The sequence below is a fragment of the Pseudomonas sp. Irchel s3a12 genome, from assembly GCF_900187485.1.
Lineage (GTDB): Bacteria > Pseudomonadota > Gammaproteobacteria > Pseudomonadales > Pseudomonadaceae > Aquipseudomonas > Aquipseudomonas neuropathica.
The window spans coordinates 133307-149568 of sequence record NZ_FYDN01000012.1; the positions used below are offsets into that span (position 1 = coordinate 133307).

The following is a 16262-nucleotide window of genomic DNA, read 5'->3' on the forward strand; positions in this document are numbered from 1 at the left end:
CAAGCGCTAGCTGCTGGCACTGCTGTAAGAGCGCAGCGCAAACAGCCAGAACACCCGTGACAGACAAACAAACGCGACGGCAAAAAGCAGCGCGCCCATGACTTCCTGCCAGCCGACCATGCCCATCGCCGCCGCAACCGGGACATTGGAAACGAAATACACCGGGACCAGAAACGTCAGGACCATGCGGATCGTCTGCGGAAACGCCGTGACCGGAAACCGCGCGATCTCCATGAGCGTGTAGCTGATGATCCAGACATCACCGATCTTCACAAACCAGATCGACAAGGTGCAGGTAATCAGGAACAACGAGTAGAAAATCGCCACCCCTGCCGCCATCAACCCCAGAAACGCCGCGAGATTGCCCAGCCCTAGCGCACCTTCGCTGTGCATCGCATACACAACGACCGCGAGCCCGATCAATACGCGGGGCAGTTCCCAAAGGCTGATTTTCGAGCATGACACCAGAAACTGGCTGTCGACCGGGCGCACCAGCATGTAGTCCAGATCCCCGGTGCGCACTTGCTCCGACAGCGCATGCAGGCTCGGAAACAGCCAGACCTCAAGCAAACCTTCCAGCACCAGAGCCACGCCGAACAGCGCCAGTACCTGATGCAGGTTCCAGCCGCCCAGACTTCCGACTTCGCTGAACATGGCATCAAGGAAGTACAGCGCCAGGAGCATCCCGACCACCGTGTTCAGGGCATTGGTGACGGCATTGATACGAAACTCCAGTTCCGCAAGCATCGAATGCCTGATCAGCGCCAGCAGCACTTTCAACGGTCGCAGGTTCATATGCCGGCCCCCGAAAAACGCTTCAACCCTTGGCGCCACAGCCCCCGACGCAGCCCCACCAGCAGCACCACCCAGAACAGTTGCACCGCAAACCCCTGCAGCAGATCGCCGTCGGCGGCCTTGCCGATCAGCACCTTGACCGGAAAATCCAGTGAGGCGGAAAACGGCAGCAGCGCCACTAGATGACGGGTCGCTTCGGGAAACAGATCAACCGGAATCAGCATGCCGCCCAGCACCGTGTACATCGACCAGACCATTGCATCCAGCGCCAGCGAATTGGCCATCCAGAACGCAAGCAGGCCGACGCAGTAATAGATATGGAAAATAATGATCCAGGCCAGCACCAGCGAGACGAGGAACAACGGTAATCGCCAGGCGACAGCTGCCAGGTCGATGGCAAACAACGAGGCGCCGACACAGAACACGGTGATGACGATCGGTGCGCGCACCACCATCTGCCCCAAATGCTCTGCCACGTGAAACCAGAAAGGTGCGACCGGTTTCAGCAGTCGACCGGACAGCGTGCCTTGGCGGATTTCGTCGTTCAGAACGAAGATGACCCATACGGCAGTCAGCTGTCTGACCAGATAGATGCCGAGGAAATACGCCACGAAATCACTGGGCGCATAACCACCGATGACCTTATCCCGTGACAGCTCCCACCAGATCATCATCATGAACAACGGTGCGACGCCGCTGATCAACCAGACAAACAACTGCGCCCGGTAGACCACGGTCACCAGCACGCTTGTGCGCAGCAGGCGTCCGGCAATGCCGGGCCACGAAGCCAGCGCAACCATTACGCGTGCTCCTTTGGCAGCAGCAGGCGCGGAAACGCCTGCTCCAGGGAGGGCGTCTGGATCGAGATGTCTGTCACCGGAAAGTTCGCCAGCAGTTGCCCCACGGTGTCGGCGAATTGCTCTTCAGGCACCAACAACTCGGCACTATCACTGTCCAGGCTGAGCAGAGTGCCGTAAACGCTCAGTTCGTCACTGCCCACTTGCGAGGAAAAGCGCAGGCTGACCTGGCGTTCATTGACGTGCGCCTTGACCAGTGCCTGACGTGCGCCATCGAACACCACGCGTCCCTGGTCCAGCACAATGACGCGGTTGGCCAATGCCTCGATGTCCGCCATGTAATGTGAGGTGAGAATAATCGTGGCGCCGGACTCGCGATTGTACTCAAGGAGGAATTTGCGGATGGCGACCTGCATCTCCAGATCGAGGCCGATGGTCGGCTCGTCGAGAAACAGGATACTCGGGCGATGCAGCAGCGACAGGATGAGCTCGCATTTCATCCGCTCGCCCAGCGACAGCTTCCTGACTGGACGCCGAATGATGTCACCGGCCGACAGCAACTGGCACAGCTCATCGATCCGGCGCCTGCATTCGACAGGCGCAATATCGTACAGCGCACCATGAAGATGGAAGGACTCCAGCGCCGGCAGATCCCATGTCAGTTGCTGCTTTTGCCCCATCACCAGGGCGATTGACTTGAGGAACTCCGCGCGCCGCTTGAACGGGTCATGGCCCAATACCGAAAGATGGCCGCCGCTCGGTCGCACGATACCCGAGAGCATTTTCAGCGTGGTGGTCTTGCCCGCGCCATTACCGCCGAGAAAACCGACCACTTCACCCGCGTCTATCGAGAAGGAAACATCCGTAACAGCCGGCACGTACGTCTTCTCGCGACGAAAGTAACGCAACAGGCTGCGCGACTGGTCGTCACGGGCCCGGTAAACCTCGTAAACCTTGCTGATACCACACAGCTCGATTGCTTTTGACATACCTATCCTTGAAATCCCGCATCCTTCACTTCAGTCAACACGCCAGCATGTAACGGTGGCGATCCCTGTATGTTGGCGTACTCAGCCACGGCGAGCCAGCAGTTGATCGTGATGGGCTTGCACAGACAAACCGTCGTCGATCACCAGGCAAACCGCTGGCGCCAGACTCGATCGGGCCAACAGGCCGAGGCCGAGTACTTCTTGCAGTTTGAAACCGGCCGCCTGCAGCAACGCCTTCGTCCGATCGACGTCGACCGTGATCAGGTGCACCAGACACGGCGCCGCCATCAGAGCGGTCGACGCGTTGCCGGGTAACGCCTGACGCTCAAGAAAGGCCAGACGCTGCTGACCGATCATCAAGCGTCCCGGCTCCATTGCGATGCTGACCCGGTCATCCAGGTGTGTGAAGTAATGGTGTTGTTCCTGCTTCGGCCGGGCACAGAGCAATGACACTCCGCCGAGCGCAAACAAACCGTTATCCGAGACTTGAGTGGCAAGGTCGCCACCGATGCCGCGCACGTACTCGATGAGCGACACACTGACATCGCCCGTATCACCGGCGGGTAAGTCGGCGATCAGCCAGGCCGGCGCCGTCTCGCCCGCCGGAGCCTTGGCCGACAGGGCCAGGGCTGCGCGCTGCGAGGGCAAAAGGCACGCCAGATGTGCCATCAGATCCGTTGAACACAGCCAGATTGAACAGCCTCGATCGCTCCCCGGCGCAATGCCCGTGCAGAACTCCAGATACCCGCCGCTCAACCGGAAGAATGCGCTGACGCGGCCATCATCGTGACGCACTTGTCGCGTATGCGCCATGAAGCCTGCGCGGGTGAACTGACCGATGACCTCATCGAACAAGCCTTGCGACACGGGGTAGACGACGTGATCCAGATGGGAAATCACCGGCGCCTTCCCCGCAAAGCACATCGCTCACCCGCTACACCTGGCGACTGCCGCAATGGTTTTTTGCGCTGCGTCACGCAGCTACGCCTGTCGAGGCTTTTGTGCCTCGGGTGCAGAGCGTTACGCCATGCTCGTGCACACCACCACGTTTTTCCTCCTGGCTGACGGCTTGCAGGCCAGCCGCTTCGAAAGCTTCGAGGAATCGGCTTCGTGACCAGCGTGTCAGCTTGACCTCCAGCTCTTGCTCCCATCCCTGCGACTCTTCGCTTTCTTCGTAATAGTCCACCATGACAATCAGCTCGCCACCGGGCGCCAGCAGGCCGGCGGCTTTTTCGATAGCGGCGGTGACGTCTTCGAAGTAATAGAACACCTCCATGGAAAAAATCAGCTCAAACTGCATGCCCGCCGGTGGGCGCCAGTTCATGAAACTCTCGACATCGATGTCGACATTGTTGCAATCCTCGACTCTGGTTCTGCACATGCGCGCCATTTCCTGACTGAGCTCCACAGCCCGGCAATAGCCGTTGGCAAACTTCGAGCGAGCCATATACTCCAGGGCATATCCGTTGCCCGGACCGATCTCCAGGTAGCGACCTGTAGACGATTCAAGCGCGGACAATACCGGCTCGACCCGTGCCCAATGCTCGCGCGCCATGTCCACCGCGCCATCCTCGATGGCCCATTCGTCGAAGAGCGTCTCGACTTGCAGTTCGTGACTCATCCACCACTCCTGTTTACTGCCGGGGTTCGATCCACGCTAGCGGATCCATTGATAAAAATGCACAGCGTTACGGTGCGAGCCAATCACCAGGTGCCCATCATCAGTGAGCAACGGAGAGGAATGAAATCCCGTGTCGTGCTCCAGTTGCCACAAGGTTTGTCCGCTATGTTGCGCCAGGCAGTGCAAACGCTCGTCGGTGCCGACGAACAACGCGTCGCCGCTTGGCAGCACGGTAAAGGGTGTGTAGCGGAACTCGCAGGCGAGATTGACCCGCCACAACATTTTCAGGCTGTGCAGATCAATGCCGTACACGTGACCGTCATTGCTGCCGACGTACGCCACACCTTCCGGTGACAGACTCGGACACGAGACCACGAAACCGTCGGTGTGAAATTGCCGCAGCACCGTACCGTCGGCAGCATCGAAGACAATGATCTTGCCGTCGACTTCGGTGCCGATGATCCCGCGCCCCGAGGCATGATCGATCGCAGCAGTGCCTTCAAACCGGCTGGTTTCGGTAATTCTCCAGCGCTCCTCGCCTTCGGGGCTGAAGCACATCAGCACATTGTCTGTGCCGACGATGACATTGCCGTTCCCGTCCAGTGCCGGCGAGCTATAGAGGTCATCCTCAACCTGCTCGTCGAAGGACTGCTTCCACAGCAACGTGCCCGAAACGTGGTCGACGGCGTAGAGCGTATGGTCGTAGCTGCCGGCGTAGACGATATGTCTGGCGGAGTCGATGGTCGGGCTGGCGTGAAACGGCCCTTGCGCCTGAAACGTCCACAGGCATTCGCCGTCACAGGTTATGCGACGTAGCAGATGGTCCTCGCAGCCCACGACGAAACTGCCGTCCGCCGACACGGCGGGCGAGCTATAGACCGGTCCCTGAGTCGCAAACCGCCACTGCGGCTCGCCGTCACTCAAGCGTACGCACTGCAAGCTGTTGTCCCAGCAGCCGAACAGAATCCGGTCATCAGCGATCCTGCCGGGAATGCTCCATACCCTCTCGTCGCAGGAAACCGTGCGTTGAAAAGCAGGAGGAGCCTGCCAGTTCTTGTGCGAGGTTTCGCGCCAGGGTCTGTGGCTGCGCAGCGCCTGGTTGTTTTTGTACCAAGTGCTTTGCAGGTGCTGCGCATATGCCGTTCCGGGTCCGTTCAGCATGAGGTGTGCCTGGCACTTTCGATACCGCCGCCGTACTTCTCGGAGATTTCGACTTTGTAACCGTTAGGATCAATAAAATAAACGGAACGTGAAGAATGGTATTGAACTTCGTAGTCCGGCAGCAACTTTACGCCGTGATCGCGAAGTTGCGTCAGCACCCGATCGAAGTCTTCTACTAAAATCCCGAAGTGGGTAATTTCCAGTCCGTCGTTTTTTACGCCGCGGCCTTCTGCATATTCATGCATGCATAAGTAAAGTGTTTCATTGGCACCGATCGTCATCCAGCGGGTAAATGCGCGAATGCCCACTTCCTTGACTTCGAAGCCAAACACGCGCGCATAAAAATCGCGACTCTCTTCAATATCGGCGACGTCCAGTTGAATATGATCCACAGCAACTATCTTGATCTTGTCGAGTGCAGCGCTCATTGGACTAACCCTCGATATTCGTCGGGCAATATACCGTCAGCTTGCCAACGGTCGATGCAGGACGTGAAGAAAGGTAATTGTTCTGGAAGGTGCTGTAAGGCGACCTCATAACCGGCGACGCCTGCGGATATATTGGTCGTGTCCAGCGACAAGGTGTCTTTGAATGCCGCCAGTGCCTGATCGAAGTTACCCATTTGCTGATGACAGGCACCGATCATGTACTGCGAATACGTCACGCGTGGAAAACCGATATCGTAAGCTTGCTGATAACGTTGCAACGCACGCTGCCACTGCTGATCCTTGACTTCGATTTCGGCAGCCTCGTGATAGGAAATGCTCCAGTGAGGATCGTAGGCGATCAACTCGTCGGCCACCTGGCGTGCGCTCTCGATGTCGCGGGCGACATAGAGCATTTCCTTGAGCTTGGATTCGTAAACAGTCTTGCGCGCTTCCCTTGCCGGAATACTCGCGCCTTTTTCTCCACGGATGACCGCATCGGCATATTCTTCGGCCAGCAGCATGTATTGTCGCGTGGTTGCCACATCGCCCCGGGCTGCCGGCACCATGGCCAGTCCGCGATAGAACGATGACAGCGAAACCAGATCCACCGGCGCGTCGCTCGAAGCAATCTGCCGGGCGGCCTTTTCGCCAGCGTCGATGAACCATTTATTCAATTCATCATCGATGGAATCGCCTTTCAGTTTCCAGACAATCGCCTGCGAGCAAACGTCCAGAACCCTGGACGGTGGCATACGTTGAGCCTGTAGCAATGCCTTGAGCGCAGTGAAGTCTTGCTGATGCGAAGTGGTCATTTCAAGACGGTTCTGAATGGCAAACCGGGTCAGATGAAATGTCACACGCTGGTCGGGAAACAGTGCCTCGTAAGGTATTTTGGTCAATACCTGATTGGCGTAACGGTACCTGCAACTGGCGGCCAGACACTGTGCAAGGCTCAATTTCTGCACCGGCGGGGCCCATTCCAGCATGTCGGCCAACCACTTGACCTTGGTCACCGGGCCATCCATCGGGTAAGAAAAAAACTCCAGTTCGTCGACACCGATTGCGTGGCGCTGTGCCACTTCAATCAGCGTTGAGGGCTCAAGCAGTTGAGGCACCCGGTAAGGCACCTCATCGAAGTTCTGCTCCGCCAGCCCCGCACACACGGAGCGCGACCAATTCGTCGGATGGGCGCCTGCGTCATCATAGAAAAACACGGCGCGCGAAAAAGCATCGTCCAATTTGCTGTGCATATCACTTTCCCTAATGACATGTAGAAACTGCGCTGTCGAGATTAAATACGGCCGAAACAATGCTTCGGCCGTACCTCACAAGACACCGGTATCTTGTGTACAGCGGACAATCAGAGGATGAACAGTGCCGAAAGGATTCGGTTCTGTACGCTATTGAACTTAATCATGTTGAAGCTCCTTTTTAAAAGTATGCATGGCATATCCATGCGATTCCGTTACTTCGTTCACGACCGAATCTTTCAATGCGGCCGAAATGGAAGTTACTGCTTCTCAGAGGATGAACAGCGCCGACAGCATCCGATTTTGTACGCTTTGATATTTGATCATTTCACTGTCTCCATGTGATTTAAAGTTTGCTGCAAATTGCAGCGACGTAAGATTTAGCTGTCGTCCGAAGATACGTCAAGAAAGTTTGTGAAAGGCACGCGCCAGGGCCAAACGAACCTTCTAGTTAGTTCCGTTGGCGTTTTTCGACGTGTATCAATGGTTTAAATGAAAAATAACCCGATCATGTTTTTTGCGATGCGCGACGGTGCACAGAAAGTTACCCGCCGTCGCGCCTCGCAATTTCGGCACCTTCAGCGTTAAAAGGTACAGCAGAAACAAATTGCAACAGTCCGTGGTGAATTGACGCACCTACAAACCTCAACTAGTTTAAACAACCGTCACCGGTGGTAACTGGATGTATCCGCCGTGGGACAGCGCATTCGAATGGAGTTCGACCGGCCGACACCCGCCTCGTCAGCCGTATGATCAGGAGCGATCAACCATGAAGTCCCTTAATCTGGGAATCCTCGCGCACGTCGATGCCGGCAAGACCAGCCTTACCGAACGGATCCTGTTCGATGCCGGTGCGCGTTTGCGCCTGGGCAGTGTGGATTCGGGCAACACCTGCACCGACAGCCTGCTGCTGGAACGGGAGCGCGGCATCACGATCAAATCCGCCGTGGCCTCGTTCGAGCTCAACCACCTGCTGATCAATCTGCTGGACACCCCCGGGCACCCGGATTTCATTGCCGAGGTGGAGCGTACGCTCGCCTTGCTCGACCTCGCCGTCGTCGTGGTGTCGGCCGTCGAGGGGGTTCAGGCGCAAACCCGGGTACTGGTCAACGCCCTGCAACGAATGGCGATACCTCATGTTTTCTTCATCAACAAGGTTGATCGTAAAGGCGCCGATTTCCTGCGCACCCTGGAGGCTCTCCAGGCTCAGCTCAAGAGTCACCCGTTGGCCTTGTGCACTGTGCGAGACGCCGGCACGGCACAGGCCACGGTCGAACGCATTGATCAGGCGTCAGCCGAGGTCACGTCACAGTGGCTGGACGTGCTGTGCGAACACGATGAGACGTTGTTGCACGACTACGTGACGGCGGCGCAAACAATCGACGGTTCGCGCCTTGAACAAGTGGTGCGCGAGCAACTGGGCAGAGGCCTGGTCAATCCGGTGTTTGCCGGGTCCGCCATTACCGGTGTTGGCGTCGCACAGATGATCGAGACGCTCACGCGGTTGGCCCCGGCCAGATGTCACGATGCCGAGGCACCTGTGCTTGCCTCGGTATTCAAGATCGACCGGGGCTGGGGTGGGCACCGGCGTTTTCATGTCTGTGTCCAGGCCGGCACGCTGCACGTACGCCAATCGATCGAGACGCCGCAAGGCACCAGCCGGATCACCGCCATTCAGGTCTCCGAAAGCGGCGGTCTGCAACCGGCAACGCTTGCCCGCGCAGGCCAGATCGCTTGCGTCACCGGGCTTGAAGGCGTGCGCATCGGCGATCGGATCGGCGCGTGCAGAGAACGCAACACAGCCGCGCGCACCTTTACCCCGCCGGCGATCGAAACCCATGTTTCAGCCGCTTTGCCAGCGCAGACCAAAGCCCTCTGGGAAGCATTGAGCCTGCTGGCCGAACAGGATCCACTGATCGATTTGCGCCGAAACCCGGCGGGGCTAATGTTCGTTTCGCTGTACGGCGAGGTGCAAAAGGAAATCATCCAGGCCACGCTGCAAGAGGAGTACGCCATCGAGGCGGTCTTCGAGGAAAGCTCGGCGATCTGCGTTGAAACCTTGCAAGCGTCTGGTCAGGCCCAGGAATCAATCGATGAACCCGACAACCCGTTTCTCGCCACCGTCGGTATTCGTGTCAGTCCAGGGACGGCAGGATCGGGGCTCACATTCATTCGTCAAGCCCATGCCGGGCTGATGCCGACGAGCTTCTACAAAGCGATTGAAGAATCGGTCTTCGAGAGTCTCAAGGAAGGCCCGTGCGGCTGGATGGTTCACGATTGCGAGGTGATATTGACCACCGTCGACTATGCATCGCCCTCAAGCACTGCGGCTGATTTTCGACACCTCACACCGCTGGTACTGGCTGCAGCGATCAGCCGCGCCGGCACCGCGGTCTGCGAGCCGCGCAGCCAGTTCAGCATCGAAGTGCCGGCGGCCTTGAGCAGCGCGGTGCATGGTTTGCTGGCCAAGGCCGGGGCCACAATCCATGGCACCACGCTGGACGCAGAGACCGCGCGGATCGAAGGCTCGATCGTCACCACGCGAATCTACAAGTTGCAGCACCAGATACCCGATGTCACCAGCGGCCTTGGTTTTATGGAAAGCCAATTGGCCACGTATACGCCAGTCACGGGCACTGCGCCTCGCCGGGAGCGCACCTTGGCCAACCCTTACAATCGCCAGGATTACCTGCGGCAAGTCAGACTGGGCTTGCGCACCGGACGGCCGGCAAGCAGTGCTTGATGGCTATTGAACCGGCGGTTGGCTGATCTGATTGAGATGACTGACATCGGCGGCCGGCAGGTGCAGTTGTGGCGCCGCCATGATCTCGCGCAATTGCTCGACAGTACTGGCCCCCACCACGGGTGCCACCACCGCAGGTTGCGCCAGCAACCAGGCAAGTGCGACTTGCGTACAGGTGCTGTCGCAGTCCCGTGCAATCCGGCGCAGTGATTCAAGGATCTGCCAGTTGCGCTCGTTGAAGTAATCTCTCTGTACACCCGGCGCGCGCGGAGAATCCGGCAATCCTGCCTGCGGGTGGTACAGGCCAGACAAAAAGCCCTTGGCGAGCGGGTTATACGGCAAGAGTCCGACGCCCTCTTCCACGCACAATGGCTGCAGTTCGGATTCGACACGACACCGTTCGAGCAGGTTGTAGCGTTCTTGAACACTGACGTAGCCGACCAGTGCGTTGCGCTCGCTGATCGCCAGTGATTTCATCAGGCGCCAGGCCTTGAAGTTGGAGCAACCGACGTAACGCACCATGCCCCGCTGCACCAGATGTTCGAAGGCGCGCAGGGTTTCTTCGACCGGAATATCATCGTAGTCATCATGGGCCTGATACAAATCGATGCAGTCGACTTGCAATCGCTCCAGCGAACCCTCCACAGCCTTGACGATGTGCCGCCAGGAAAGCCCCTCGTCATTCGGCCCAGGCCCCATGCGCCCGGACACCTTCGTTGCCAGCAATACCTCATTACGCCTGGCCGTGGTTTTCAACCAGCGTCCGACGAACGCCTCGGAAGCCTTGCCACCGACACCGTCGCCCAGAACCGGGTAGACATCCGCGGTGTCGATCAGGTTACCGCCCGCTTCGACATAGGCATCGAACAAGCGGCGTGAGGTAGGCTCGTCGACCCACCAGTTACATTGTGCGGTTCCCATCGCAATCGCGGAAACCTTGAGTCCCGAGCGTCCCAGTCGTCTGTAGTTCATGATCGATATCGCCGTCCCTGTTACGAAGCTTCCATGATGTCGCGGGGCAGTATAGTGGAGTCTCGGCACCTGCCCCCTTCAAGGCTGACTGCTTTGCAGGTGTCACAAATACCACCGGTACTCCCGCGCACTGATCTCCTGCATGAATGCCAAATGATCCTGGCGTTTATTCTCGCAATATACATCCACAAACTCTGCGCCCAAGCCCTCACGCAACTGCGGCTGATGCTGCATCGCACGCACGGCTTCTAACATTTCCTTGGGAAAATCGATCCCGCTGTTGCGGTCTTCATTCAGCGGTGTGATCGGTTCTTTAGCCGATTCCAGCCCGTGTTCAAGCCCCACCAGAATCGCCGCCAGCACCAGATACGGATTGGCATCCGCCCCCGCCAAGCGATATTCAACCCGCAGGTTCTTTGCGTCCGACTCGGGAATCCGCAAACACGCATCACGATCCTCAAAACCCCAACTGGCTTTGGTCGCGGTGTTCACCGTGCCGCCCAATCGGCGCATTGAGTTCTGGTTCGGCGCGAAGATCGGCATGCTGTGCGGCAGCAATTCCAGACACCCCGCGACTGCATGGCGTAGCGGCTGCTGCTCATTGGCCGCCAACAGATTATTGCCGGCTGCGTCGTACAAACTGACATGCACATGCATGCCGCTGCCCGGATGCTGCAAGTACGGCTTGGCCATGAAACTGGCGCGATAACCATGCTTGAGCGCCACACCTCGAGTGCTGCGGCAGAATAACGCCGCCCAATCCGCCGCACGCAAACCGTCGTCGAGATGGCCGAAATTGATTTCAAACTGTCCAGGGCCGAGTTCAGCGGTAATCACCGTGGCGTCGATGCCCTGCGCCCGCGTCGCTTCGACCATTTCATCCAACACCGGCGCGAAGCGTGAGAGCCGCTCGATGTGCAGGTTCGGTTGATCATCGGCGTCGTCGGTCAGGTCGTCGCGGGGGAATTGTGGCAGACCGTCGCGCAGCTTTTTATCGAACAGGTAGAACTCCAGCTCAAAGGCCACCACCGGGTGAATGCCTTTGCGCGCCAGGCGCTTAAGCACCTGTGCGAGCACTTCACGGGGTTCGAATTCGATCGGCTTTTCAGTGCCGTCGGAAGTGATCAGCATCTGCCCCAGCGGCTGCGCTTCCCATGTCACCGGTTTCAGTGTGCCCGGCACCAGACGGCGCACGGCATCCGGATCGCCGTCGTTGAAGCAGTAATCGCCAATCGGGAACAAACCACCCTGCACGCCCAACAGTACGCAATTCTGCGGCAGCTTCAGTACGCTGCCGGCGGCGACTTTTTCGAGCATGTCGATTGGATAACGCTTGCCATAGAAGTGCCCGGGAATGTCCAGGCAAATCAGATCGACATAACGCACCTCGGGGTAGCGTTGGCGAAAGGCACGCACTTCGGCGAGCAGGTCAGCGCAGACAGCGTCCATCGTGTTCATCCTTTGTTGTGATCAGGTGTAGACCCAGAGCACGCGGGTCAGCTGCTCGGAGAGGTTGCCGTAGCGGCAGCGGGTATGGCTGTCGAACTGGAAGCTGTCGCCGGCCTTCAGCGTGATCGGTTCTTCGTCGTTGCCCAGCCATAAGGTCAGCTCGCCTTCGAGGACATAACCGCCCTGCTCCGAGCTGTCGGTCAGATGGCGATCACCGCTGCTCGCGCCGGCTTCCAGATGGCTTTCGAGCATGGAGAACGAGGCGCGGATCTGCGGCGACACCAGAATGTCGGTGATGCCATTGGCGTAATACAGCGTGCGACGCTCGTCCGGGCGCGTCACCCACGGCAATTCCTTGGGTTTGGGCAGGCTGTAGAAATACGTGGTCGGCACGCCGAAGGTTTCGCTGATTGCGGTCAGGTCCGCCACGGTGGGGCGCGACAGTCCGCGCTCGACCTGCGACAGGAAGCCGACCGAACGGCCGATCTTGTCGGCCAGCTCTTTCAGGGTCCACTTCTTGTGCTTGCGCAGGTCGTGGATGAGGATCGCCAGCGCGGCGATTTCTTCTTGCTTGTTCATGGCCGCGATTCCAAAAAAAGTCTCATCAAATGCTGTCGCGCAGTCGATACCAGGCCTTACCGATGGCTTCCAGCGGTGCCGCGAAATGCTTGCCACCGGGGAAACGGCCATTGCTCAAGCCCTGGTACAGCGCCAATTCATCACTATCGCCGAGGATCGCATTGGACACCGCACGTGCGGCAGCCAATGTCGGCAGGACGCCGTGGCCCGAGTAACCTTGCAGCCAATAACGGTTACCCTCGCCGCCAACGTCCGGCGTGCGGTTGATCGTCAGGTCGATATGCCCGCCCCAGGCAAACTCGATGCCGACACCCTGGAGCTGCGGGAACACTCGCTCAAGAAACGGCCGCGTCGCCGCCGCGATGTCCTTGGGCATGCCGCCCAGGTAAGTGCAGCCGCCGCCGAACAACAAGCGGTTATCCGGCGTGCGGCGGAAGTAATCGAGGACGAACTGGTTGTCGGTCACGCAGACATTGCGCGGCAACAGCGCCTTGGCCTGCTCAGGCGTCAGCGGTGCGGTGGCGACCTGATAAGTGCCCACCGGCAGAATGCAACTGGACAGTTGCGGGTCGAGTTCATCGAGATAAGCGTTGCACGCCAGCACCAGCACATCGGCGCGCACCGAGCCGCGCGCGGTGTTGACCCGGAAACCGTCGCCCTCCTCCTGATAACTCAACGCCTTGCTTTGCTCGTGGATACGCCCGCCGGCCCGCTCGATGGCGGCCGCCAGCCCAAGCGCCAGTTTCAGCGGATTGAGGTGCGCACCTTGCGGGTCGTACAGCGCGGCCTGATAGCGATCAGTGGCCACCCATTCGGGCAATTGATCACGAGGAATGAACTGCAAAGCATCGTGGCCCCACTTGTGACTGGCCTCGTGTTGCCATTCGCTGAGCAAGCTGACCCGCCGTGGCATCACCGACGTCCACAAATGCCCGGGGCGATAGTCGCAATCGAAACCATGGCGCCCGGGCAATTCGCGCAATTCGTCGGCAGCCCAGCGCATGCCATCCCAAAGCCGTCTGGCCCGCTCATAACCGAGCGCGGCTTCCAGCGGCGGCATATCGCACGACCAGCCAAGAATCGCCTGCCCGCCATTACGCCCCGAGGCCGCCCACGCCACGCGACTGGCCTCTAGCACGATCACGCGTTTGCCCGCCAGGGCCAGACGCAGCGCGGTGTGCAGGCCACTGAAACCGGCGCCGATGATCACCACGTCGACGTCATGTTCGCCTTCCAGCGCCGGCCGATGGCGCAGAATATCGGCGCAACTGTGGGCGTAATAGCTGTCGACGTGCTGGCTGGATTGCTGAAACATTCACGACCCCATGAAATTTGTTTCTTGTAATTTCATGAAAATCTACAGAAGAAATTTCACACAGGCAACTCGACCTTCGCGATCAACCCTCCGCTCTTGCGATTGCTCAGCGTCAATTCACCGCCCTGCTCACGGACGATGGCTCGCGCTGCGGAAAGACCCAGACCCACACCGCCGGTGTCACGATTGCGCGAAGTCTCCAGCCGAAAGAACGGATCGAAGACCTGCTCCAACGCCACCTCGGGAATGCCGGGGCCTTCGTCGCTGATCTCGATGCGAATCGAATACTCGTCACGCTTCAACGCAATGACCGGACGCTGCGCATACTTCAGCGCATTCTCCAACAGATTGACGACCACCCGTTTGATCCCCAGTGGCCGGCCTTCATACACCAGATGCGCCGGGCCGCCGAAGTCGACATTGATCTGCTGATCGCGGTAATCATCGACGATGGTTTGCAGCAGCTCCGACAGATCGAACGCCGTGGTCTGCTCGCGGTGGGTGTCTTCGCGGAAGAACGCGAGCGCGGCGTTGATCATCGACTGCATCTCTTCAACGTCGCGAATCAGTTTGCCCTGATGATCGAGATCTTCCATAAATTCGCTGCGCAAGCGCATGCGCGTCAGCGGCGCACGTAAATCATGGGAGATCGACGCCAGCATGTGCGTGCGCTCGGCGATGAAATGCTGGATCTGCGCCTGCATGGTGTTGAAGGCAATGATCGCCTGACGAATTTCGTCGGGGCCTTCGAGCTTGATCGGCGGTGCGCGCAGGTCGGTGCCAAATCTTCTGGCGGCACGCGTGAAGCGCTGCAACGGATTGGCCAGTTGCCGGGTGGCGACCCAGGCGACGAGCAATGTGGCAATCAGTCCCAACGCGATGACGATCACGATACGCACGCCAAATTCCAGACCCCAACTGCGCTCCGGCGGGATAAATGACAACCAACTGCCATCGACCAATTGCACGACGGCGGCGTAATGCGCCTGGGCACTGCCGTTCGGCCAGTCGCCTGGGCTGAACACCTCGATTTTTCGATCATTGCCCAGCAGTTGCTGCAGCACCGGCACCCTGCTCGCTGGCAGGCGAAGGCCGTCATTGGGCAGATCGAAGTCCGCGCGCTGCGCTTTCCACGACACTTGCAGCATGGCGCTGCTCGCCGCAGCGGCCAGTTGCGGGCGCAGGTTGGCCGGGGCTGCCTCGATCACCCGGGATGTCGCGGCAATTTGCTCGAGCAGGCCGGTGCGTTCAATCGGTGGCCGCGCCCAGATCCCGGCGACTTGCACGAACAGTGCATTCAACGCCAGCGACGCGACCATTGCCGCAATGATCGTCAGGGCGATGCGCCGGCGCAGGGTGTCGCCACGCCACAGTCGGCGAATCACGAGCGGCTGACCTTGGCGGTGAACAGATAACCGCCGTTGCGCACGGTACGGATCAGGTCCGGGCGCTTGCTGTCCGGCTCGATCTTGCGCCGCAGGCGGCTGACTTGCACATCGATACTGCGATCAAAAGCGTCGTGACCATGGCCGTGGGTCAGGTCGATCAACTGCTCGCGGGTGAGTATGCGCTGTGGATGATCGAGGAACACCACGAGCAAATCGAACTCGCCGCCGGACAGCGGAATCATCACGTTTTCCGGTGAGCGCAGTTCACGACAGGTGATGTCCAGATGCCAACCGGCGAAGGCGATCACCGGGCGGGAAGGCTCGACCGGGTTGCGCTGTTCAGCGGCGCGACGCTGCAAGGCACGTACGCGAGCGAGCAGTTCTTGTGGGGCGAACGGCTTGGTCAGATAGTCGTCCGCGCCCAGTTCCAGCCCGACAATGCGATCACTCAGTTCGGCCATGGCGGTGAGCATGATGATCGGAATGCCCAACTGCGCGCGCACCTTCTGGCACAGGCTCAGGCCACTTTCGCCGGGCATCATCACATCAAGAATGATCGTGTCCGGCCGGTTCAGTGCGATCGCCGCCCACATAGCCTCGCCGTGCGGCGCCACGTCGACTTCATAGGCGTGCTGCACGAAGAACTTCTTCAGCAGCGCGAGAATTTCCACGTCGTCGTCGACGAACAGCAGTCTGCTCACAGTTACAGAATCCATGCACCAAAAAAAGCCAATCTAAAGCCATTTCGGCGCCCGGGTCATTTATTTCAATCGAG

At 59.0% G+C, this 16262-nt stretch carries 15 protein-coding genes; 1 reads left to right on the forward strand and 14 read right to left on the reverse strand.

Features of this window, described 5'->3' with window-relative positions:
* Positions 1-6 precede the first annotated feature (6 nt).
* The 8 genes from CKW14_RS20665 to CKW14_RS20700 form a co-directional block, all read right to left on the reverse strand.
* Complete coding sequence (locus CKW14_RS20665; protein WP_095049032.1) at positions 7-795, reverse strand: ABC transporter permease; 789 nt, start codon at positions 793-795, stop codon at positions 7-9.
* The gene (locus CKW14_RS20670; RefSeq protein ID WP_095126026.1) at positions 792-1595 is read right to left on the reverse strand and encodes an ABC-2 family transporter protein; all 804 of its coding nucleotides are present in this window, start codon (positions 1593-1595) and stop codon (positions 792-794) included. Before CKW14_RS20670 ends, CKW14_RS20665 begins: the two co-directional genes overlap by 4 nt.
* Positions 1595-2581, reverse strand: coding sequence for an ATP-binding cassette domain-containing protein (locus CKW14_RS20675; RefSeq protein ID WP_095049034.1), 987 nt, complete (start codon positions 2579-2581; stop codon positions 1595-1597). The genes CKW14_RS20670 and CKW14_RS20675 overlap by 1 nt, the downstream gene beginning before the upstream one ends.
* Positions 2582-2662: 81 nt before the next feature.
* Positions 2663-3481 carry a hypothetical protein gene (locus tag CKW14_RS20680; protein ID WP_141231812.1) on the reverse strand — a complete coding sequence of 273 codons (819 nt, stop codon included), beginning with the start codon at positions 3479-3481 and terminating at the stop codon, positions 2663-2665.
* Between the two features lie 73 nt (positions 3482-3554).
* Complete coding sequence (locus tag CKW14_RS20685) at positions 3555-4202, reverse strand: class I SAM-dependent methyltransferase (protein WP_095049036.1); 648 nt, start codon at positions 4200-4202, stop codon at positions 3555-3557.
* Between the two features lie 36 nt (positions 4203-4238).
* Complete coding sequence (locus CKW14_RS20690) at positions 4239-5363, reverse strand: PQQ-binding-like beta-propeller repeat protein (RefSeq protein ID WP_095126028.1); 1125 nt, start codon at positions 5361-5363, stop codon at positions 4239-4241.
* Entirely contained in the window at positions 5357-5791 is a 435-nt protein-coding gene (locus tag CKW14_RS20695) for a VOC family protein (RefSeq protein WP_095049038.1), read from the reverse strand. Before CKW14_RS20695 ends, CKW14_RS20690 begins: the two co-directional genes overlap by 7 nt.
* On the reverse strand, positions 5788-7041 hold the full coding sequence (locus CKW14_RS20700; RefSeq protein ID WP_095049039.1) for a M48 family metallopeptidase: 1254 nt from the start codon (positions 7039-7041) through the stop codon (positions 5788-5790). Before CKW14_RS20700 ends, CKW14_RS20695 begins: the two co-directional genes overlap by 4 nt.
* Positions 7042-7810: 769 nt before the next feature.
* On the opposite strand from CKW14_RS20700, the gene CKW14_RS20705 reads away from it, so the two are divergent.
* Entirely contained in the window at positions 7811-9784 is a 1974-nt protein-coding gene (locus tag CKW14_RS20705; RefSeq protein WP_095126029.1) for a GTP-binding protein, read from the forward strand.
* A 3-nt stretch (positions 9785-9787) separates the two neighbouring features.
* Here the strand turns inward: CKW14_RS20705 and CKW14_RS20710 are convergent, their stop codons facing one another.
* From CKW14_RS20710 to CKW14_RS20735, 6 genes are all read right to left on the reverse strand, one after another.
* Positions 9788-10756, reverse strand: a complete 969-nt coding sequence (locus CKW14_RS20710; RefSeq protein WP_095126030.1) for an aldo/keto reductase — start codon at positions 10754-10756, stop codon at positions 9788-9790.
* Between the two features lie 102 nt (positions 10757-10858).
* The gene (locus CKW14_RS20715; protein ID WP_095126031.1) at positions 10859-12205 is read right to left on the reverse strand and encodes a glutamine synthetase family protein; all 1347 of its coding nucleotides are present in this window, start codon (positions 12203-12205) and stop codon (positions 10859-10861) included.
* A 21-nt stretch (positions 12206-12226) separates the two neighbouring features.
* Positions 12227-12784 carry a helix-turn-helix domain-containing protein gene (locus tag CKW14_RS20720; RefSeq protein WP_095049043.1) on the reverse strand — a complete coding sequence of 186 codons (558 nt, stop codon included), beginning with the start codon at positions 12782-12784 and terminating at the stop codon, positions 12227-12229.
* 25 nt (positions 12785-12809) lie between these two features.
* Positions 12810-14099 (reverse strand): FAD-binding oxidoreductase, encoded by a 1290-nt coding sequence (locus CKW14_RS20725; protein ID WP_095126032.1) that lies wholly within the window; start codon positions 14097-14099, stop codon positions 12810-12812.
* Positions 14100-14155: 56 nt separating this feature from the next.
* The gene (locus CKW14_RS20730) at positions 14156-15484 is read right to left on the reverse strand and encodes an ATP-binding protein (RefSeq protein WP_095049045.1); all 1329 of its coding nucleotides are present in this window, start codon (positions 15482-15484) and stop codon (positions 14156-14158) included.
* The gene (locus CKW14_RS20735; protein ID WP_095049046.1) at positions 15481-16203 is read right to left on the reverse strand and encodes a response regulator; all 723 of its coding nucleotides are present in this window, start codon (positions 16201-16203) and stop codon (positions 15481-15483) included. Before CKW14_RS20735 ends, CKW14_RS20730 begins: the two co-directional genes overlap by 4 nt.
* Positions 16204-16262: the final 59 nt, after the last annotated feature.